21 protein-coding genes and 1 riboswitch are annotated in these 19,241 nt (G+C 67.6%); of the genes, 12 read left to right on the forward strand and 9 right to left on the reverse strand.

Annotated elements, in window-relative coordinates; genetic code table 11:
* Positions 1-59: 59 nt before the first annotated feature.
* From PUN71_RS04365 to PUN71_RS04375, 3 genes are all read left to right on the forward strand, one after another.
* Positions 60-725, forward strand: coding sequence for a TetR/AcrR family transcriptional regulator (locus tag PUN71_RS04365; RefSeq protein ID WP_043450605.1), 666 nt, complete (start codon positions 60-62; stop codon positions 723-725).
* 62 nt (positions 726-787) lie between these two features.
* Positions 788-1,012, forward strand: coding sequence for a DUF3107 domain-containing protein (locus tag PUN71_RS04370; protein WP_277797469.1), 225 nt, complete (start codon positions 788-790; stop codon positions 1,010-1,012).
* A gap of 21 nt (positions 1,013-1,033) precedes the next feature.
* A complete protein-coding gene (locus PUN71_RS04375) occupies positions 1,034-1,336 on the forward strand; it encodes a hypothetical protein (RefSeq protein ID WP_043450601.1) in 303 nt (100 codons plus the stop codon).
* Positions 1,337-1,433: 97 nt separating this feature from the next.
* Here PUN71_RS04375 and PUN71_RS04380 read toward each other — a convergent pair whose 3' ends face one another.
* From PUN71_RS04380 to thiO, 3 genes are all read right to left on the reverse strand, one after another.
* Entirely contained in the window at positions 1,434-2,258 is an 825-nt protein-coding gene (locus PUN71_RS04380; protein ID WP_277797470.1) for a thiazole synthase, read from the reverse strand.
* A gap of 4 nt (positions 2,259-2,262) precedes the next feature.
* Positions 2,263-2,499 (reverse strand): sulfur carrier protein ThiS, encoded by a 237-nt coding sequence (gene thiS, locus PUN71_RS04385; RefSeq protein ID WP_277797471.1) that lies wholly within the window; start codon positions 2,497-2,499, stop codon positions 2,263-2,265.
* Complete coding sequence (gene thiO / locus PUN71_RS04390) at positions 2,496-3,803, reverse strand: glycine oxidase ThiO (protein ID WP_277797472.1); 1,308 nt, start codon at positions 3,801-3,803, stop codon at positions 2,496-2,498. The genes thiS and thiO overlap by 4 nt, the downstream gene beginning before the upstream one ends.
* A riboswitch (TPP riboswitch) is annotated at positions 3,796-3,914 on the reverse strand. It overlaps the preceding gene by 8 nt.
* A 27-nt stretch (positions 3,915-3,941) precedes the next feature.
* Here thiO and thiE point away from each other — a divergent pair.
* The 4 genes from thiE (at position 3,942) to PUN71_RS04410 (ending at position 9,091) form a co-directional block, all read left to right on the forward strand.
* Entirely contained in the window at positions 3,942-4,676 is a 735-nt protein-coding gene (gene thiE, locus PUN71_RS04395) for a thiamine phosphate synthase (protein ID WP_277797473.1), read from the forward strand.
* Positions 4,677-4,712: 36 nt separating this feature from the next.
* Entirely contained in the window at positions 4,713-6,236 is a 1,524-nt protein-coding gene (locus tag PUN71_RS04400) for an RNB domain-containing ribonuclease (RefSeq protein WP_277797474.1), read from the forward strand.
* A 290-nt stretch (positions 6,237-6,526) separates the two neighbouring features.
* Entirely contained in the window at positions 6,527-8,209 is a 1,683-nt protein-coding gene (locus PUN71_RS04405) for a DEAD/DEAH box helicase (RefSeq protein ID WP_277797475.1), read from the forward strand.
* Positions 8,210-8,218: 9 nt separating this feature from the next.
* Entirely contained in the window at positions 8,219-9,091 is an 873-nt protein-coding gene (locus tag PUN71_RS04410; RefSeq protein ID WP_043450590.1) for a DNA-methyltransferase, read from the forward strand.
* A 19-nt stretch (positions 9,092-9,110) separates the two neighbouring features.
* On the opposite strand, the gene PUN71_RS04415 is transcribed toward PUN71_RS04410, so the two are convergent.
* Entirely contained in the window at positions 9,111-9,959 is an 849-nt protein-coding gene (locus PUN71_RS04415; RefSeq protein ID WP_277797476.1) for a PHP domain-containing protein, read from the reverse strand.
* Between the two features lie 66 nt (positions 9,960-10,025).
* On the opposite strand from PUN71_RS04415, the gene PUN71_RS04420 reads away from it, so the two are divergent.
* Entirely contained in the window at positions 10,026-11,600 is a 1,575-nt protein-coding gene (locus PUN71_RS04420) for an aminopeptidase P family protein (protein ID WP_277797477.1), read from the forward strand.
* A gap of 110 nt (positions 11,601-11,710) precedes the next feature.
* On the opposite strand, the gene PUN71_RS04425 is transcribed toward PUN71_RS04420, so the two are convergent.
* Positions 11,711-12,703, reverse strand: a complete 993-nt coding sequence (locus PUN71_RS04425; protein ID WP_277797478.1) for a YflT domain-containing protein — start codon at positions 12,701-12,703, stop codon at positions 11,711-11,713.
* Between the two features lie 77 nt (positions 12,704-12,780).
* Here PUN71_RS04425 and PUN71_RS04430 point away from each other — a divergent pair, with 77 nt between their 5' ends.
* The 3 genes from PUN71_RS04430 to PUN71_RS04440 all read left to right on the forward strand — a co-directional run bounded on the left by PUN71_RS04430 (position 12,781) and on the right by PUN71_RS04440 (position 15,961).
* The gene (locus PUN71_RS04430) at positions 12,781-14,064 is read left to right on the forward strand and encodes a magnesium transporter MgtE N-terminal domain-containing protein (protein WP_026265667.1); all 1,284 of its coding nucleotides are present in this window, start codon (positions 12,781-12,783) and stop codon (positions 14,062-14,064) included.
* Positions 14,048-14,740 carry a DUF1003 domain-containing protein gene (locus tag PUN71_RS04435; protein WP_043450584.1) on the forward strand — a complete coding sequence of 231 codons (693 nt, stop codon included), beginning with the start codon at positions 14,048-14,050 and terminating at the stop codon, positions 14,738-14,740. Before PUN71_RS04430 ends, PUN71_RS04435 begins: the two co-directional genes overlap by 17 nt.
* A gap of 63 nt (positions 14,741-14,803) precedes the next feature.
* Positions 14,804-15,961, forward strand: coding sequence for an Mrp/NBP35 family ATP-binding protein (locus PUN71_RS04440; protein WP_277797479.1), 1,158 nt, complete (start codon positions 14,804-14,806; stop codon positions 15,959-15,961).
* Between the two features lie 12 nt (positions 15,962-15,973).
* On the opposite strand, the gene PUN71_RS04445 is transcribed toward PUN71_RS04440, so the two are convergent.
* The 3 genes from PUN71_RS04445 to sigE all read right to left on the reverse strand — a co-directional run bounded on the left by PUN71_RS04445 (position 15,974) and on the right by sigE (position 17,951).
* On the reverse strand, positions 15,974-16,378 hold the full coding sequence (locus tag PUN71_RS04445; RefSeq protein ID WP_043450582.1) for a twin-arginine translocase TatA/TatE family subunit: 405 nt from the start codon (positions 16,376-16,378) through the stop codon (positions 15,974-15,976).
* Between the two features lie 69 nt (positions 16,379-16,447).
* Complete coding sequence (locus tag PUN71_RS04450; protein ID WP_277797480.1) at positions 16,448-17,248, reverse strand: anti-sigma factor; 801 nt, start codon at positions 17,246-17,248, stop codon at positions 16,448-16,450.
* A gap of 88 nt (positions 17,249-17,336) precedes the next feature.
* Positions 17,337-17,951, reverse strand: coding sequence for an RNA polymerase sigma factor SigE (gene sigE / locus PUN71_RS04455; protein ID WP_043450580.1), 615 nt, complete (start codon positions 17,949-17,951; stop codon positions 17,337-17,339).
* A gap of 229 nt (positions 17,952-18,180) precedes the next feature.
* On the opposite strand from sigE, the gene PUN71_RS04460 reads away from it, so the two are divergent.
* Positions 18,181-18,813, forward strand: a complete 633-nt coding sequence (locus PUN71_RS04460) for an O-methyltransferase (RefSeq protein WP_043450579.1) — start codon at positions 18,181-18,183, stop codon at positions 18,811-18,813.
* 56 nt (positions 18,814-18,869) lie between these two features.
* Here PUN71_RS04460 and PUN71_RS04465 read toward each other — a convergent pair whose 3' ends face one another.
* Positions 18,870-19,037 (reverse strand): DUF3117 domain-containing protein, encoded by a 168-nt coding sequence (locus tag PUN71_RS04465; protein WP_009357720.1) that lies wholly within the window; start codon positions 19,035-19,037, stop codon positions 18,870-18,872.
* Between the last annotated feature and the right edge of the window lie 204 nt (positions 19,038-19,241).

The following is a 19,241-nucleotide window of genomic DNA, read 5'->3' on the forward strand; positions in this document are numbered from 1 at the left end:
GCCGGGTCATATTACCCCGCAGTAAAGTGAAGGTAACTGCAATGGAAAGAAGGACAACTGTGGTCCCTGAAGCACGGGCCGACCGCCCGGCCGCCGCTGAACCGCACGCTGCCTCCCGCCCGGCAGGCCAGCGGTCCGCCCGGATGCCACGGGATGAGCGCCGCGCACAGCTGCTTGCCGCGGCCCAGGAGGTGTTCGTAGCCAACGGCTACCACGGTGCGGCGATGGATGAAATTGCGGAAACGGCGCATGTGAGCAAGCCGGTGCTGTACCAGCACTTCCCTTCCAAGCGGGATCTTTACCTCGCCCTGCTGGAGAGCCATCTCGCGTCGCTAACTGAGCTGATGCTCGGCGCCCTGAACTCCACCACCGACAACGATGAACGCGTCCAGGCCGTCATGCGCGCGTACTTCCATTTCATCGCCAACGATGACCAGGCCCACCGGCTGGTGTTCGAGTCCGACCTGATCAACGATCCCGATGTCAGCTCCCGGCTGGAGACCTTCAACCGGACCTTCGCTGATGCCATTGCCCGGGTGATCGCCGAGGACACCAAGCTTCCCCACCTCGAGGCGGAGCTCTTGGGCCGCGGCCTGGCAGGCATGGCGCAGGTCAGTGCCAGGTACTGGCTGGAAACAGACGGCAACCTCGACCTCGATGTGGCCAGCGACCTCATCTACCGTTTAGCTTGGCGCGGAATCAGTCGCTTCCCTAAAGAGTCCTAGACTACAAATAAGACAACACCTCGTAGAGATACACGAGTACTTTCACAGGCTGGGAGGCCCCCTTGGAAATTAAGATCGGCGTTCAAAACGTTGGCCGCGAGATCGTGCTGGAATCGAACCAGGACGCAGAGACGGTGGCCAAGGTCGTTGGCGAAGCCATCAATGGAGGCAACGAGCTCCGCCTGAAGGATGACAAGGGACGCCTGATCATTGTTCCCGGCAACGCGCTGGCCTACGTCGAGATCGGCGCCGAAGAGGTCCGGCGCGTAGGGTTCGGCCAGTTCTAGTCCGCATTTCCAAGGAGATCCATGCTTTCGCTGACCATCGTGGTGCTCGCCACCGTCGCCGCGGGCTTTATCGTCTGGGCCAATGACAAGCGGCACGCCAAGTACGGTGCGGCGCTGCCGGCCGGGGTCGCCGTGGGTGTTGCGGCGCTGGCATGGATCATCCTGATGGCAGCGGGCTTCGGCTACTTGCCGGGCCTGACCTGGCTTCCGTGGGTCCTGCCCGTTGTCCTCGGCGTCGCCGCGGCGGTCCTCGCCGTGGTCTTCCTGGGCCGCACGCGCGCCCGCCACGACACCGAGCGGCTCACGGCGATCCTGCGGCGCTGAGCCGGCCCGCTCCCGGCGTCGCCGGACGACAGATTAAAAAGGCTGTGGCCACCACCCCCGAGGGTGGCGGCCACAGCCTTTTACCGACTGCCCGGGGCTAGAGGAACTCGGCCCGCCCCTCCATGGCAGACGATGCCAGGGCGTGCTCCCTGCGGGGTATGCGGCCCGCTGCCCTGGCCATCCTGCCGGCCATCACGGCGTGCTTGAACGCCTCGCCCATGAGCACTGGGTTCTGGGCGCGCGTCACGGCGGTGGCCAGCAGCACGGCGTCGCAGCCGAGTTCCATGGCCAGGGCGGCGTCCGAGGCCGTGCCAATACCGGCGTCCAGGACCACGGGCACGGAGGCGCGGGAGACGATGAGTTCGATGTTGTGCGGGTTCAGGATGCCCAGCCCGGTGCCGATGGGGGCTCCCAGCGGCATGACGGCGGTGGCGCCCAGGTTCTCCAGCCGCAGCGCGAGCACGGGATCGTCGTTCGTGTAGGCGAAAACCTTGAAGCCGCGGTTTACCAGCTGTTCGGTAGCGTCCACGAGCTCCACGGCGTCCGGCAGGAGGGTTTGTTCGTCGGCGATGACTTCCAGCTTCACCCAGTCCGTTTCCAGGGCCTCCCGCGCCAGTTCCGCCGTGAGGACGGCGTCCCTGGCGGTGAAGCAACCTGCGGTGTTGGGCAGCACCCGGATTCCGTGGTCCACCAGCAGCTGGAACAGTGAGCCGGTCTCGGCCGTGGAGTAGCGGCGCATGGCCACGGTGGTCAGCGCGGTGCCGGAGGCCAGGAGCGCGGCGCCCAGGCCGTCCAGGCTGGGCGCCCCGCCGGTGCCCATGATGAGCCTGGATTCGAGGGCGACGCCGTCGATCACCAGGGCGTCGCCGGCGCCGGCGCCGGTGCCGGTGCCGGTGGAGTGGATGGTGTTGGTTTCGGTCATGGCGTCAGCCTCCCTGTACTGCTGTGACGAGTTCGATGTCGTCGCCCTCGGCGAGCGCCGTGGCGAACCATTGGCTGCGCGGGACCACCTGCGCGTTGTGTGCGACGGCGACGCCCAGCTTGCCGCCGTCCGTCGCCTGGCCGCTCTGGGCAAGCGGGCGACCGGTGACCTGGCTGACGAGGGTGGTGATGGACGCGCCATCGGCCACCTGGTGCGGTTCTCCGTTGAGGGTGATGTTCACGCTGTCTCCTTGATGTGCGGGCTTGTGCCGGCCGCCACCGGCTTGGAAAACCGGTCCGGGCTGAAGGGTGCCCAGCGTGGATCGGTCCTTCCATCCAGCAGTCCGGTGCAGATGGCTGCGGCGGCAGGGGTGAGCAGGACGCCGTGCCGGAAGAACCCGGTGGCGATGATGAGCCCGTGGACGTGGCCGGCGGTGGTGGCGTCCTGGCCGGAGCCCACCGCCACCGGTACCCGGCCCAGCAGGGGGGCGTTGTCGGGGGTGCCGGGACGGGCGCGGGCCGTCGATTCGAGCAGTTCAAGTTCGGCGACGGCGGGCACCAGCGCCTGGGCGTCGCGCAGCAGCTGATAGACGCCGCCGGCGCTGACGGCGTCGGAAAGGGCATCTTCCCGCTGGGTGGCCCCGATGACCACGGTGCTGTCTTGCCGGGGAACGATGTACACCGGCACGCCGTGGACCAGGCCGCGCACCGTGGACGTCACCAGGGGCCGAAGGTGTCCGGGAACGGCCAGCCGGAGGATGTCCCCGTGGACGGGGCGCAACGGCAGCTCAAGCCCGTCCGGCAGGCCGCCAAGCTCCGCCGCGTGCAGCCCGTTGGCCACCACGGTTTCCTTGGCCAGGACCGTGCCGCCGCCGGCCAGGCTGACGCCGGCAACACTCGGGCCCTCCCACAACAGCCCGGCGGCCCGGTCCGGCACGGCAAAGCCCCGCTCCGCCCCGGCGGCGGACAGCTCCGGGTTCCCTTCGGGGGCGCCGCCGAGGGCCAGCCGCAGTGCCAGGACCAGCCGCCGCGGATCCACCTGGTGGTCCGACGGGGTATCCATGGCGCAGGCAATGGCCGGGCTGAGGAGCGGCTCGCGCGTCCGGGCCTCCCGCACCGCCAGCGGCTCCACCGCCAGGCCGTTGGCCTGCTGGACCGTCCGCAGGTCCATCAGGGCACGCCGGTCGGCGGCGTCGGCACCCACGGCCAGCGTCGGCGTCGTCAGGTATCCGCAGTCCTCGCCCGTTGCAGCGGCAACGTGGGCGGCGAAGGCAGGCCAGCGGGACGCCGAATCGAGCATGAGTTCCAGGAGATCCTCCTCCTGGTAGTGCAGTTCGCTGACCGGCGCCAGCATGCCCGCTGCGGCCCAACTGGCTCCGGTACCCGGGGCGTCGTCTATGACGACGACCGAGCGCCCGGAGCGCTGCACTTCCCACGCGATCCCGTGCCCCACCACTCCCCCGCCGATGACGGCGACGTCGGCCCGGACGGTGGAGTTTGCGCTGGCGCCTTCGGGCCCGGGGAGACTGTCAACGGGGTTGCGCATGTGGTTCCTTCCCTACGCCGGCATTAACCGGATCAGGTCAAGCGGTCGGCTCTGACGCCCTCTCAGCCCGGCGCTTTATGACAGCTGCCGCGGGCTCCCGCAGTACCAGCCCAGTTTAGAGGAACTAGGCTTGCAGGCATGAATGTGTCCACCTCATCCTTCCCTGCCGGCCCGCATGCCCCGGCCACCGAAGTTGTCAACGCACGGGACAACGACGCGCTCAAGGCGGCCCGCCTGTACCTCTGCACCGATGCCCGCCGGGACCGCGGCGACTTCGCCGGGTTCGTGGACGCAGCGTTCGCGGGCGGCGTGGACATCATCCAGCTGCGGGACAAGGCCATCGAGGCTGCCGAGGAGCTGGACCTGCTGGCTGTCCTGAAGGAGACGGCAGTCAGGCACGGCAAGCTGTGGGCAGTCAACGACCGGGCGGACATCGCGGTGCTGTCCGGGGCGCCGGTATTCCACATCGGCCAGAAGGACCTGCCCCTGGCGGCGGCGCGCACGCTGGTCAACGGCAACGCAGCCATTGGGCTTTCCAGCCACACCACGCAGCAGGTGGACGCTGCCCTTGCCGCCACCGCCGGCCCGGCAGGCCTGGACTACTTCTGCGTGGGGCCGGTCTGGGCCACGCCCACCAAACCCGGCAGGTCCGCCGTCGGGACCGGACTGGTGGAGTATGCCGCCGAAGCCTCCCGGCAGGCCGGGGAGCCGGTGCCGTGGTTCGCCATCGGCGGGATCGACCACGGCAACGTCCGGCAGGTGGCAGAGGCAGGTGCACGCAGGATCGTTGTGGTCCGGGCCATCACCGCTGCCGCCGATCCCGCAGCCGCTGCGGCATCCCTCCTCGACGCGCTGGACGCCGCCGCCTCCTGATGCCATATCCGTGGACTTGGAGCTAGGCTGATTTTTGTGTCACACCATCGGCTGGCCCCCAACGTTCATGACCACAGGAACGCCCTGGAAGAGGCGTTGGGCCAGCTGCGCACGGAGCTGGAACTTCCGGGTCCGTATCCGGCCGATGCCGTTGCGGACGCCCGCGCTGCCGTGGCGGCGCTGGAGCTGCCGTCCTACGACCTGACCGCCGTCGAATTCATCACCATCGATCCCGCCTCATCCACTGACCTGGATCAGGCGGTGTTCATCGAGCCGGACGGGACGGGCTACCGCGTGTTGTACGCGATTGCCGACGTCCCGGCATTCGTGGTGCCGGGCGGCCCCCTGGACGCGGAAACGCGGCGTCGGGGTCAGACGTTCTACGCGCCGGACGGCCGGATTCCGCTGCACCCGGAAGTCATCAGCGAGGGGGCCGGAAGCCTGTTGCCAGGGCAGGACTGTTCGGCCTTCGTCTGGGACTTCACGCTCGACGGCGACGCAGCCGTGCTGTCCGTAGGTGTCCGGCGCGCCAGGATCCGCAGCCGCGACAAGCTCAGCTACAAGGGCGCCCAGGCGGACCTCGACGCCGGGACCGCCTCCCCTGTGCTGACACTGCTGCGCGAAGTGGGCCTCAAACGGGTGGCGCTGGAACGGGCGCGTGAAGGGGCCAGCCTCAACATGCCTGAGCAGGAGATCGTCCAGCTGCCCGACGGCGGCTACCGCATTGATGCCGTACCGCAGCTTCCGGTGGAGGACTGGAACGCGCAGATTTCGCTGATGACGGGAATGGCTGCCGCGCAGCTGATGCTGGAGGGCAAGGTGGGCATCCTGCGCACCATGCCGGCTCCGGACGAGCGGAGCCTGAAGCACTTCCGGCTCCAGACCGAGGCGCTGGGCAAGCCCTGGGACGGCCAGGTCAGCTACGGCGAGTACCTGCGGTCCCTGGATCCCACCGATCCCCGTCAGCTGGCTATCATGCATTCGGCCGGCATGCTGTTCCGCGGCGCATCCTACACCGCCTTCGACGGCAACGTACCCGAGGACGGCATCCAATCCGCCATCGGTGCTGCCTACGCCCACACCACTGCCCCGCTCCGCCGGCTGGTGGACCGCTTCGTGCTGGTCATCTGCGAGGCCCTGAGCAACGGCGGGGATGTTCCCGGCTGGGCGCGCGAAGCCCTTCCGCTGCTGCCGGGCATCATGGCCGGTTCGGACCAGCTGGCCTCCCGCATGGAGCGCCTCGCCCTGGACACCGTGGAGGCGGCACTGCTGCTGAACCACATTGGGCAGGAGTTCGATGCAATCGTCATTTCCGGCTCCAAACCCCAGAACGGCAACGGCAACGGAAATGGTTCCGGGAACGGGAACGGGACTGGCAACGGGAAGGGCAGCAACGGCAGGAACGGGAACGGCAACGGAAGCTCCGGCATCATCCAGATTGCCGAACCCGCAGTGACCGCGCGCTGCGCCGGCGAACTGGAATCCGGCACCAAGGTCCGCGTGCGGCTGGTTTCGTCGGACATCACCACCCGCCAGATCCATTTCGAGCTGGTTTCCTGAGGCTCCAGCGGGTGCAGCGGGCGGGGCGAAAACAGTTTCCGCGCCCGTGCGGCTAGACTGGGAGGGTAGAAACTGGATGCCCGGTCGTTGATTTCCTCAATTTGAAACCAACAAGCCCGCCCCTACGCGATCTTGAGATTTGCCCGCTGGTCACCAGTGCCAGCATTAGATAGCCCGCGATCGGCTTCCACTGGAATTGCTTGTGCGCCTGAGCGTGCTCCGGAACGGCCAGCCTGGCCGCCCCGTTGAGCAGGCGGCGCCATTGCCTAAATGAATAAGGAAACTCCCCTGTGAGTGAATTGCATACCCACCAGCTTCTGAGCGACGCGTCCGGCACGGAGACCATTGAGCCGGAAGAAACCATCATCTCCGACGAAAAGCCGCATGAGATCGCGGAAAAGTCCTTCGCGGACTTCAACGTCCGCCAGGACATCGTCGAGTCCCTGGCTGACGCCGGGATCACCCACCCCTTCCCCATCCAGGCCATGACCCTGCCGGTGGCGCTGAGCGGCCACGACATCATCGGCCAGGCCAAGACCGGCACCGGCAAGACCCTGGGCTTCGGCATTCCCGCCCTGCAGCGCGTCATCGGACAGGACGATCCCGGCTACGCCAAACTCGCCGTCCCGGGAGCCCCGCAGGCCCTGGTCATCGTTCCCACCCGCGAACTGGCGGTGCAGGTGGCCGGCGACCTGGTGACGGCATCACGGAAGCGCAACGCCAGGATCGCCACCATCTACGGCGGCCGCGCCTACGAGCCGCAGGTCGAAGCCCTCAAGCAGGGCGTCGAAGTAGTGGTGGGCACCCCCGGGCGCCTGATCGACCTGTACAAGCAGAAGCACCTGAGCCTGAAGAACGTCAAGATCGTGGTGCTGGACGAGGCCGACGAGATGCTGGACCTGGGCTTCCTGCCGGACGTGGAGACCCTCATTGCGGCGACTCCCGCCGTGCGCCAGACGCTCCTCTTCTCCGCCACCATGCCCGGGCCGGTCATCGCCATGGCCCGCCGCTACATGACCCAGCCCACCCACATCCGCGCCGCGGATCCCGAGGACGAGGGCCTGACCAAGCGCGATATCCGCCAGCTGATCTACCGCGCGCACAGCATGGACAAGACCGAAGTGGTGGCCCGCATCCTGCAGGCCCGCGGCCGCGGCCGGACCATCATCTTCACCAAGACCAAGCGCACCGCCGCCAAGGTGGCCGAAGAACTCGTTGACCGCGGCTTCGCGGCCGCCGCCATCCACGGCGACCTGGGCCAGGGCGCCCGTGAGCAGGCGCTGCGGGCCTTCCGAAACAACAAGGTGGACGTCCTGGTGGCCACGGACGTCGCCGCCCGCGGCATCGACGTTGAGGACGTCACCCACGTGATCAACTACCAGTGCGTGGAAGACGAGAAGATCTACCTGCACCGCGTGGGCCGTACGGGCCGTGCGGGCAACAAGGGCACCGCCGTCACGTTCGTGGACTGGGACGATGTTCCCCGCTGGGCCCTGATCAACAAGGCCCTGGGCCTCAACGTGCCGGAGCCCGTTGAAACCTACTCCTCCTCGCCGCACCTCTTCACGGACCTCGACATCCCAGAGGGCACCAAGGGCCGCCTGCCCCGCGACAAGCGGACCCTGGCCGGTGTCGACGCCGAAGTGCTTGAGGACCTTGGCGAGACCGGCAAGAAGAACAGCCGTGGCGGCAGCCGCGACGGCGGCCGGTCCCGGGACAGGGACGGCCGTGGACGCGAAGGACGCAGCGGAAACCGCGAAAGCGGCCGCAGCGCCGGCGACACGAAGCGCACCGGTGAGCGCCGCCGTCGTACGCCTGACTCCGCCGCGCCTGCCGGCGAGGCCGCCGCTCCCGCAACCGAGGGCGAGCAGCCCTCACGCGCCCGCCGGACCCGGACCCGCACCCGCCGCCGCAACGGCGAAGTGGTGGCAGGTGCCGACACGGGCACGCAGCCTGGCACCTCCGAGGGCTAACTGCCGGAGATGACTGACACTGTTTGGGCGCCGGACGGCGGCAGCCTGGTGGTGCACGCGGACAACGCCGAGTACCTCCCCACGCTGCCGGACGGCGCCTTCACACTGATCTACGTGGACCCGCCCTTCAACACGGGCAGGCCGCAGCAGCGCCAGGAAACCCGGATGGTGGTCAACGCCGATGGCAGCGGGGACCGCGTGGGCTTCAAGGGCCGCTCCTACGACACCATCAAGGGCGCCCTGCACCGCTACGATGATGCGTTCAGCGACTATTGGTCATTCCTGGAACCCCGGCTGGTGGAGGCGTGGCGGCTGCTGGCCGATGACGGGACGCTCTACCTGCACCTGGACTACCGTGAGGTGCACTACGCCAAGGTCATGCTGGATGCCATCTTTGGCCGGGAATGCTTCCTGAACGAGATCATCTGGGCCTATGACTACGGCGCCCGGGCGAAAAACCGCTGGCCCACCAAGCACGACAACATTTTGGTGTACGTGAAGAACCCCGCGAAGTACCACTTCGACAGTGCCGAAGTGGACCGGGAGCCGTATATGGCGCCCGGGCTGGTGACGCCTGCCAAGCGGGAACTGGGAAAGCTGCCCACCGACGTCTGGTGGCACACCATCGTTTCGCCCACCGGCAAGGAAAAGACGGGGTACCCCACCCAGAAGCCCGAGGGACTGGTCCGGCGGGTGGTGGCCGCCTCGAGCCGGCCCGGGGACTGGTGCCTGGACTTCTTTGCCGGCTCCGGCACACTCGGCGCGGTGGCCGCCAAGCTGGGCCGGAAATTCGTGTGCGTGGACCAGAACCAGCCGGCCATCGACATCATGGCAAAACGGCTCGGTGCGCACGCCACCTTGACGTCGTTCCAGCCCAACTGAGCCGCACCGGGGTGCCCGGTTAAGGACGGACGACGGCGGCTCCCGTGCCGAGTGCCTCGATCCGTGCCAGCATCTCGGGAGCGGTGAGGTTTTCCCCGAGCAGGTTGGGTTTGCCCGTGCCGTGGTAGTCCGAGGATCCGGTGACCAGCAGGTGGTGCGTGGCTGCGAGCTTGCGGAGGAATCCGCGGCCTTCTTCAGGATTGTCCCGGTGGTCGATCTCCAGGCCCGCCAGCCCGGCGTCGATCATGTCACGGTAGGTCCGCTCCCCCACAATGCGTCCCCGCGCGGACGCCACGGGGTGGGCGAAGACGGGGACGCCGCCGGCGGCTCGGACCAGTTCGACGGCGGTGGCGGGGTCCGGTGCGTAGTGCGGGATGAAGTACCGGGACCGCGAGGTCAGGATGGAGGCGAAGGCCTCGGAGCGGTCCTCCACGACGCCTGCGGCGACCAGGGCGTCGGCGATGTGCGGCCGCCCGAGGGTGGCACCGGGTGCCACGTGGTGGATCACGTCGTCCCAGGTAAGGGGATAGTCCTCGGCCAGGATGGTGACCATCCGTTCCGCCCGGGTCAGGCGGGAATCCTTGGCCTTGGTGATTTCCTCCAGGAGGCCCGGATGGGTGGGATCATGCAGGTAGCTCAGCAAATGGACGCTGATGCCTTCCTCTGTCCGGCAGGAGACCTCCATGCCCGGCACCAGGGCCACGCCGTACTGCACGGCGGCGGCCGCGGCCTCGTCCCACCCTGCAGTGGAATCGTGGTCGGTCAGGGCAACCACGTCCAGCCCGGCCCGGGCGGCGGACGCCATGACATCGGCCGGGGTCTCGGTGCCGTCGGAGACGTTGGAGTGGGCATGCAGGTCAATCCTCACTTATCCAGCGTAGTGGACGGGACTGTCCCGTTCGCTTAGCCGGGACGCTGGTGAGACGATGGTGCCGTGAACGATGCCGAAAACACCCACAACTCTGCTTCCCAGCCGCTGGAGGAGCGCGTCAACAACCGCTCGCAGCGGCCCAGTTCCAACGCCTTCAAGGCCTTCATGGCCGGCAACTGGGCGCCGGCCGGCACTGAACTTCCGCAGCGGGATGCGGTCGCCGGTTACGCCGCGAACCGGCGCAAGGCGATCTCCGCCCTGTTCAAGGGCGAACGCCTGGTCATCCCGGCGGGGCCGTTGAAGGTCCGCTCGAACGACTGCGACTACCGCTTCCGCCCGCACTCAGGCTTTGCGCACCTGACCGGGCTGGGCCTGGACCACGAGCCGGACGCCGTGCTGATCCTGGAACCGGTCCAGGAAGGAACGGGCGACGACGGCGCGCACCACCGGGCGACGCTCTACTTCCGCCCGCTGGCCGGCAGGGACACGGAACAGTTCTACGCGGACTCCCGCTCGGGCGAATTCTGGATTGGCGCCCGGCCCACCCTGGCGGAGTTCCAGGCCCGGCTGGGACTCGCCACTGCGCACATTGACGAGCTGGAAACGGCCATCACCAAGGACGTGGGTGCCCCGGAAATCGGCGGCATCTCCATCCGCCTGGTCCGGAAGGTGGACGAGAACATCGACGCCCTGGTGGACACCGCCCGCTACAACACGGCACGGGATCCGGAGAACCTGGACCTTGCCGTCCTGGATGCCCTGGACGAGAAGCTCAGCGAGGCTCTTTCCGAACTGCGCCTGCTCAAGGATGAGTGGGAGATCGAGCAGATGAAGATCGCCGTGGCTGCCACCGTCGAAGGGTTCGAGGAAGTGGTCAAGGCCTTGCCGCGGGCCCTTACGCATGCCCGTGGCGAGCGGGTGGTGGAGGGCGCTTTCTTCGCCCGTGCCCGCGAGGTGGGCAACGAGCTGGGGTATGACACCATCGCTGCCTCCGGCAACAACGCCACCGTGCTGCACTGGACCCGCAATACCGGCCGCATCCACGCCGGCGAACTGCTGCTGCTTGACGCCGGTGTGGAGGCGGACTCGCTCTACACGGCTGACATCACGCGGACGCTTCCGGCCAGCGGGACCTTCAGCGATATCCAGCGCAAGGTCTACCAGGCCGTCCTCGACGCCGCCGACGCCGGCTTTGCGGCCGCCCGGCCGGGAACCAAGTTCCGGGACATCCACACGGCGGCCACCACGGTCCTGGCCGAGCGGTTGTCGGAATGGGGCATCCTGCCGGTCAGCGTGGAGGAAGCGATCAGCCCGGAGGGGCAGCAGCACCGCCGCTGGATGCCGCACGGGACCAGCCACCACCTGGGCCTGGACGTCCATGACTGCGCGCAGGCCAAGCGCGAGCTCTACCTGGACGGCGTCCTCACCGAGGGCATGGTGTTCACCATCGAGCCCGGCCTGTACTTCAAGAAGGAGGACCTGGCGATTCCGGAGGAATACCGGGGCATCGGCGTCCGGATCGAGGACGACGTCCTGATGACAGCGGACGGCCCCGTCAACCTCAGCGCGGCACTGCCGCGCGAGGCTGACGACGTGGAGGACTGGATGGCCGGCATCTACCGGACCGAAGAAGCCTAAGTCCAGCCAGGCAGGAAAGAGCGGGACCGCCGGAATACATTCCGGCGGTCCCGCTCTTTTGTCTTTGGTGCCGGCGCCAGGCGTCCTGGACCCGGCCGGCCCAGGCCGGGCTACTGCCGGTGTTCCCCCTGGTGCTGGTCGGCGTCGGGACCACGGTGATCCTCCGGCTGGTGTTCCGCGCTGTCCACCGCGTGCTGCTCACCAGTGTGCCCCGCAGCCTGCCCCGCGCCTGCCTGCCCGGCCTGCCCGGCCTGCCCGGCAGGACCCTGGGGCAGCCGGACGCCGTACTGCGGCCGGCCATCCGGCAGGTCCGGGTAGCGGACGGAACGGACCGGCTGCGCCGGGTGCTGGTGCTCGCCGCCGTCGTAATGGCCGCCCTGCTGCTGGCCGGCTTCGCCGGAGTAGCCCGGGCCCTCCTGGACCGGCCCGTCCTGGCCAGGCCCGTTGTGGCCGGGGTTGCCGGAAGACCGCTGGCCGTAGGGGTCGTTCCAGCCGGCGGGGCGGGCCGGGCCCTGCTCCTGCCCCGGCTGGTGCTGGTAGGGCTGGTTGTAGTAGTCCTGCTGCGCGTACGGGCCGTGGGCGGCTGCCGCATCGGACCGGGACATGGGAAGCTGCTGCAGCAGCCGCCGCGCCTCGTGGGCGGCCTCCGGCGCCACGATCACGTCGTAGCTGGTGGCCACCACCTGGCTGGTGGAGGTAAAGTCCCGCTTTCCGCGCTGCATGGCGTAGGTGACGATGCCGAACAGCATGAAGAACGCCGCACCCATCAGTACGGAGGTCATGATGGAGAAGTACCCCGGCGACGGCGCGAAGAAGGAGAGCATGACGCCCACGAACAGGCCGAACCACATGCCGCTCAACGCGCCGGAGAGTGCCACCCTGGGGTAGCTCAGGCGCCCCGTAACCCGCTCCACCATCTTCAGTTCGTTGCCCACGATGGACACCATCTGGACCGGGAACTGCTGGTCCGCCAGGTAGTCGACCGCCTTCTGGGCATCGAGGTAGGAAGTGTAGGAGCCAACGGTGTCACCGGTGGGCACTGCACGGGCGTCATCCGTCCCGCTGGGGCCACCGGCCTTGGGAGCACCAAAAATGTTAGACATAAACCCATTCTTGCCCATCAAGGTGGGTGCTGCCTGTAAATTCAGCTAAAAGAGAGCAGACTCGGTAGCCTGTAGTGGTGAGCACAACACCTACCCGCGTCTTCGTGGCACGCCTGCTGGGCCTGGACGTCTTCGACCCGCTGGGCGACCGTCTGGGCCGGCTGCGTGACGTTGTGGTGCTGTCCAGGGGAACCCAGGGAGCCCCGCACGTGGTGGGCATCGTGGTGGAAGTTCCGGGGAAGAAACGGGTCTTCGTGCCCATGACGCGCATTACCTCGATCGACCAGACCCAGATCATCTGCACGGGCCTGGTCAACCTGCGCCGCTTCGAGCAGCGCGGGGCGGAAACCCTGGTGGTGGCCGAGATGTTCGACCGCCGGGTCACCCTCCGCGACGGCAGCGGGGACGCCACCATCGAGGACATCGCCATCGACCAGCACCGGTCGCGGGACTGGTTCGTGAGCAAGCTCTTTGTCCGGCGCGGCCATTCCCTGTCCCCCTTGAGCAGGCTCCGGCGCAATGAAACGCTGATCATCGACTGGGCCGATGCCCAGCAGGGACCCCGAACCGAGCCCCAGGCCGCCACCCAGTTCGTGGCCAACCACGAGGACCTCAAGCCTGCCGACTTTGCCGAAGCGCTGCAGGAGATGAGCGACAAGCGCCGGTTCGAGGTAGCCAGTGAACTGCAGGACGAACGGCTCGCCGACGTGCTCCAGGAACTGCCCGAGGACGACCAGGTGGAGATCCTCTCAGCACTGGACGTCCAGCGCGCCGCCGACGTCCTGGAGGAGATGGATCCCGACGACGCCGCCGACCTCCTCGGTGAGCTCCCCTCCGCCCAGGCCGAGGAACTCCTCCAGCTGATGGAGCCCGAAGGCGCCGAAGACGTCCGCCGGCTGCTTGAGTACGACGAGGACACCGCCGGTGGCCTGATGACCCCGGTGCCGGTCATCCTTCCCCCGGAGGCCACCGTCGCCGAGGCCCTGGCCCACGTCCGCAGGGAAGAGCTTTCCCCCGCCTTGGCATCGTCGATCTTCATCGCCCGGCCCCCGCTGGAAACGCCCACCGGCCGCTTCCTGGGCGTGGTGCACATCCAGCAGCTGCTGCGGTTCCCTCCCTTCGAGGCACTGGGAAACCTGGTGGACAAGAATCTTGAGCCGTTGTCCGACCAGGCCCACATCAGCGAAGTGGCACGGACCCTTGCCACCTACAACCTGAATTCCCTCCCCGTCGTCAATGACGCCGGCCGGCTTGTGGGGGCGGTGACTGTTGATGACGTATTGGATCACTTGTTGCCGGACGACTGGCGCGCCCATGATGGCGAAGCCCCGATAAGAAAGCTCGGTGGCCGCATTGGCTGATAACAGCGCTCCGAAGACCACGAACCAGCGGAACCTGGCACATGCGGAGTCGAAAGGCAGCCTCGACACCCCACTGAGCGCCCGCCAACGGATCCTGCCCAAATTCTCACCGGACCCGGACGCCTTCGGCCACGCCACCGAGGCCTTTGCCCGGTTCATGGGCACGCCGCAGTTCCTGGTCTACATGACCATCTTCTGCATCTTCTGGCTGGGCTGGAACACCTGGGCCCCGGTGGAGTGGCAGTTCGACTCACGGGACCTCGGCTTCACGCTGCTGACCCTGATGCTGTCGCTGCAGGCCTCCTACGCGGCACCCCTGCTGCTGCTCGCGCAGAACCGGCAGGACGACCGTGACCGCGTCTCGCTCCAGCAGGACCGCCAGCGCGCCGAGCGCAACCTGTCCGACACCGAATACCTGACACGTGAGCTGGCCTCGCTGCGGATCGCGCTGCGCGAGGTAGCCACGCGCGACTATGTGCGCGCGGAGCTGCGCTCGCTCCTCGAGGACCTGCTCGAGGCCCAGGAGGAGCTGCGGACCCATGACGACACGGGCCCGGGCTCGCACGAATCACCCCGGGACAAAGTGAAGGACAAACTGCGTGAGCAGCGGGACCGGCAACGCGGCCCGCGCACGCAGCAGATTCCCCGGGTCAAGCCCGGTCACTCTGCCCAATAACCGCCAGGCCGCCCCCACCGGCCGGCCTGCCGCCGCAACTGCACGAAAGCCGAGGCTCCTCCCATGAGCGCCCCCATGGATCCCGCCACCGCCAGCGCCGCCCCACGGCCCGAGGCCGTCAACGACGCACTGGCCACCGTCATCGACCCCGAACTCCGCCGCCCCATCACGGAACTGGGCATGGTGGACTCCGTGCACATCGCCGCGAACGGCAAAGTCACAGTGGCAGTCCTGCTGACCATTGCAGGCTGTCCGCTGCGGGACACCATTACCGCCGATGCGCAGAAGGCCCTCTCCGCTGTACCCGGCGTCACCGCCGTCGACGTGGAACTCAAGGTAATGAACCAGGCCCAGCGCGATGCCCTGAAGGAAAAGCTGCGCGGCTCCGGCGGCCAGCGGAAGATCCCGTTCAACGAGCCCGGGTCCCTGACCAAGGTCTATGCCGTGGCGAGCGGCAAGGGGGGCGTGGGTAAGTCCTCGGTCACGGTCAACCTGGCCACGGCCCTCGCCGCCCAGGGCCTGCGGGTGGGCATTGTCGACGCCGACGTGTACGGCTTCTCGGTTCCTGCCCTGATGGGCATCACGCAGTCGCCCACCCAGGTTGACGACATGATCCTGCCGCCCGTCGCCTTCGGGGTCAAGGTCATCTCCATCGGCATGTTCGTGACCGGCAACAAGCCGGTCGCGTGGCGTGGGCCCATGCTCCACCGGGCCCTTGAGCAGTTTCTCACCGACGTCTACTTCGGCGACCTGGACGCACTGTTCCTTGACCTGCCGCCGGGTACCGGCGACATCGCCATTTCCGTCGCGCAACTGCTGCCCAAAGCCGAAATCCTGGTGGTCACCACCCCCCAGGCCGCAGCAGCCGACGTCGCAGAACGGGCGGGTGCGATTGCCACCCAGACGGGCCAGAGCATCGCCGGCGTCATCGAAAACATGTCCTACCTGGAGATGCCCGACGGCGGCAGGATGGAATTGTTTGGCAGTGGCGGCGGTGCGGTGCTCACCGAACGGCTGGGCAGCACGGTCGGCACGGAGATACCGCTGCTGGGCCAGATTCCGCTGGACATCCGGCTGCGGGAGGGCGGGGACGCCGGTCTCCCGATAGTCCTGGGGCAGCCGGATTCCCCGGCGGCCGCCGCCCTGGTTGGGATTGCCGGGCAGTTGGCGGCCAGGCCGCGGGGCCTGCCGGGAATGAAGCTGGACCTGCAGCCGCGCTGAGGTGGTCCAGGATTAGGTGGCTTCGGTGTCGAAGGGGGCGGTTTCGCCCGGGGCAAGCCGTTCCACGATTCTTTCGGGCCGCTTGGGCGCCGTGTCGGCCACCGCTGCGGCACCTGAAACGGCCGCCACGGCGGCCGGCGCGCCGGAACTGACGGGCTTGGTGTCGTCGTCGAGCAGGGCTTCCTTGATGATGCGGCGCGGATCGTATTGGCGGGGGTCGTACTTTTTCCAGTCGACATCGTCGATATCGATGCCCACTTCTTCCTTGATCTGTTCACGCGCGCCGGAAGCCATGCGCCGGAGTTCCTTGACCAGGTTTGCCAGTTTCTGGGTATATTCCGGCAGCCTCTGGGGGCCGATCACCAGGACGCCAATGATCAGCAGAAGTATGAACTCCGGGCCGTTGATTCCAAACACTTTAGGAAGATTACCCTCTCCGGGCTGAGAGTGACGATTCCCGTCCGGCGGACGGGGAAACAGTCCGTGTCACCGGCTGAACAGGGCTGCGATCTTGCTGATGCCGCGCTCCAGCCGCGCGTCCAGCGGCTCCGCGGACTGATTCCCGCCGGCGTCCGGCACCGCCGCGGCAACGCCCTCCGAGGCGGTTTCGGCAAGCTGCTGCAAGATGGGCAGCGCATCATCAGCCTGCTCCGCCGGCAGGTCTGACCGGTAGGTGATGGTGAGGCCGGCCGTCCGGTACGTGGCGGCACCGGGCGACGTTCCCCACATGTGCAGCGGCGCGCCCTCCCCTCCCGTTTGGCCGGTGGCGGCTGGGGATGGATCCGCCGCTTCCGCGGCCGGCGCATGCTGTTCAGTGACAGTGGCGTGGTGGGCTCCGTCAGTGAACCGCAGCTCCACCGCGGGCTGACCGTCAACCACCACCGCGCGGGCCGCCTGCAGGCGGAACCCCATCGCCTGCAGCTCAGGACAGGCCCATCCCTCGGAGCGCAGGGTGGACAGCTGCGCGGCAGTAAGCGTGCGGCCGTCGGCGGGGGTTTGGGCCGAGGCGTGGGAAAAGGCGGTTTCGGTTCCGGCCGGCCCGCCCGTTTCAGGATCACCGGCCGCCGTGAACGCGCCGACCGCCAGGACTCCGGCGGCAGCCATGGTTCCGCCGGCTGTGAAGGCGAGGGCCCGGGCGGCCATGCGGGATGTGCCCTGGTGGGCAGGCGCCGGGGGTTGCGCGGCCAGTTCGTGGGTGCGTGTGAGCAGCCGGGCGGTCAGGTCGTCGCTGGCCGGCGGGATGGGGGCTTCCCGGAGCCGCTCAAGATACTGGCGTTCCCGGCGCATGGCGGAAGCACACTCGTGGCATGCTTCCAAGTGCCTGCCGGTGCGTTGATGCCTGCCGCCGAAAGGAAACTGTGACTTCATGCGCCGTTCAGAGAATGCCGGCGATGCGGGGCATCGAAAGCTTGCGGCGGGACTGCTGCGGGCGCGGGTCACGGTGGGCCAGCTTTTCCCGAAGCATGGTCCGGCCCCGGTGGATGCGGGAGCGGACGGTGCCCAGCTTCACCCCCAGGGCTTCTGCCACTTCGTCGTAGGACAGCCCCTCCAGGTCGCACAGGACCACGGCGGCGCGGAAGTCCGGCGGAAGCTCCTCCAGCGCGGCCTGCACGTCCAGGTCGAGGTTGTTCAGCTCGAAGCTCTGCTCGGGACCCGGCTCGCGGCCGGGAAGGCGGGACTCGGCGTCCTCCGCCAGGGCGTCGAAGCGGATGCGGGTCTTCCGGCGTGCCTGGTCGAGGAACAGGTTGGTGGTGATGCGGTGCAGCCAGCCGTCCAGGGTTCCCGGTTTGAAGTTGTCCAGTGAGCGGAAGACGCGCACGAACACCTCCTGGGTGAGGTCCTCGGCGTCGAACTTGTTGCCGGTCAGGCGGTATGCCAGCCGGTAGACCTTCGCCGAGTGGTTGGTCACCACTTCTTCCCAGGTGGGACGGACCCACTCATCGTCGGGATGGCTTACTGCAGGGACAGGTGCCACAACTGAAGATGACATCGTCCACTCCCCTCGTGGAATGCTAACGCCCGGATACTGTTGACATCTCTGATTCGGCGCCGGTCACCTTTTGGATGAGCGGATATTAATCATGTCAAACTTGGCTGGGAATTTCCTGACCGGGAGCCAACTTCAGCCTTGGGCGCAACGGCGGCTTCCCGGACCAGCCGGGCCGGACCCAGTAGGCTTGAGGAGACATTCCCCCCTTACGCCCAGAAAGCGATAATTCATGAGCGCCGACAAGTCCAGCAGCTGGTCCTATGCAGAAGATCTGCCCGCTGAGGATGAGGTCATGCTTCGGGCACGGGAGCGCTCTTTTGAACTGGGCGTCAGCGCCATCAGCCCCGGCGTGGGTGCCGTCCTTACCGTTCTGGCTGCCGCGTCCAAAGCCCAGACCGCCGTCGAGATCGGCACCGGCGCCGGTGTTTCCGGCGTCTGCCTGCTCCGCGGCCTCGGCCCGCAGGCAGTCCTGACCACCATCGATGTGGACGTCGAGCACCTCCGTGCCGCGCGCGAAGCGTTTGCTGAGGCCGGCAGTCCCGCCAACCGCACCCGCACCATTTCCGGCCGTGCCGGCGACGTCCTGCCGCGGCTGACGGACGGCGCCTACGACCTTGTGTTCATCGACGCGGACAAGCCCGGCCTGCCAGGTTACGTGGAACAGGCCATTCGGCTGCTCAAGCGGGCGGGCCTGCTGATCATCAACGACGCACTGGACAAGGACAAGGTTGCCAATCCCGCGGGGCGGGAGGCCACCACCGTGGTGCTGCGCCAGGTGGGCCGGGCAATCCGCGACGACGACAGGCTGGCTTCGGCGATGCTTCCCACCGGGGACGGCCTGCTGGTGGCCGTCAAGAAATAGCTGCCCCAAAAGGTCAGGGTGCGCAGCCCGTGGGCTGCGCACCCTGACCGGTACGACTATTCGGTAACGCCTACCAGGCATTCCTTGAGGTTGGCTGCTTCGGCAGCGTTCAGTTCGACCACCAGGCGTCCGCCGCCTTCGAGCGGGACGCGCATGATCAGGCTGCGGCCCTCCTTGGTGACTTCCATTGGGCCGTCGCCGGTGCGTGGTTTCATAGCCGCCATGAGGAATTCCCCTCCATTTTGTCCCAGGACTGATCAGCCCGGGCGGGCTGTGTCCGCATGTCGATCAGGCCGCTATGGCGGGGTGGTGCTTCCACCGCCAAGGCTGCTCGTTTTCTGAATGCTTATGTCCTTGCTTACCTATCATTATCCCGGAATTACCCGCACGTAGCTAATCGATGGACATTTCCCTGCCGGTGTTTTTCC

Origin of the sequence: Arthrobacter sp. NQ7 (assembly GCF_029581595.2) — a bacterium.
In the GTDB taxonomy this organism is placed as follows: domain Bacteria; phylum Actinomycetota; class Actinomycetes; order Actinomycetales; family Micrococcaceae; genus Arthrobacter; species Arthrobacter phenanthrenivorans_B.

What these genes read in the sequence shown, in the direction of transcription:
- PUN71_RS04450 (WP_277797480.1), bottom strand. Translation starts at nt 17,248, where the DNA reads ATGCGCCGGGAACGCCAGTATCTTGAGCGGCTCCGGGAAGCCCCCATC.
- PUN71_RS04465 (WP_009357720.1), bottom strand. Translation starts at nt 19,037, where the DNA reads ATGGCGGCTATGAAACCACGCACCGGCGACGGCCCAATGGAAGTCACC.
- PUN71_RS04460 (WP_043450579.1), top strand. Translation starts at nt 18,181, where the DNA reads ATGAGCGCCGACAAGTCCAGCAGCTGGTCCTATGCAGAAGATCTGCCC.
- sigE (WP_043450580.1), bottom strand. Translation starts at nt 17,951, where the DNA reads ATGTCATCTTCAGTTGTGGCACCTGTCCCTGCAGTAAGCCATCCCGAC.
- PUN71_RS04410 (WP_043450590.1), top strand. Translation starts at nt 8,219, where the DNA reads ATGACTGACACTGTTTGGGCGCCGGACGGCGGCAGCCTGGTGGTGCAC.
- thiO (WP_277797472.1), bottom strand. Translation starts at nt 3,803, where the DNA reads ATGCGCAACCCCGTTGACAGTCTCCCCGGGCCCGAAGGCGCCAGCGCA.
- thiE (WP_277797473.1), top strand. Translation starts at nt 3,942, where the DNA reads ATGAATGTGTCCACCTCATCCTTCCCTGCCGGCCCGCATGCCCCGGCC.
- PUN71_RS04380 (WP_277797470.1), bottom strand. Translation starts at nt 2,258, where the DNA reads ATGACCGAAACCAACACCATCCACTCCACCGGCACCGGCACCGGCGCC.
- PUN71_RS04440 (WP_277797479.1), top strand. Translation starts at nt 14,804, where the DNA reads ATGAGCGCCCCCATGGATCCCGCCACCGCCAGCGCCGCCCCACGGCCC.
- PUN71_RS04375 (WP_043450601.1), top strand. Translation starts at nt 1,034, where the DNA reads ATGCTTTCGCTGACCATCGTGGTGCTCGCCACCGTCGCCGCGGGCTTT.
- PUN71_RS04425 (WP_277797478.1), bottom strand. Translation starts at nt 12,703, where the DNA reads ATGTCTAACATTTTTGGTGCTCCCAAGGCCGGTGGCCCCAGCGGGACG.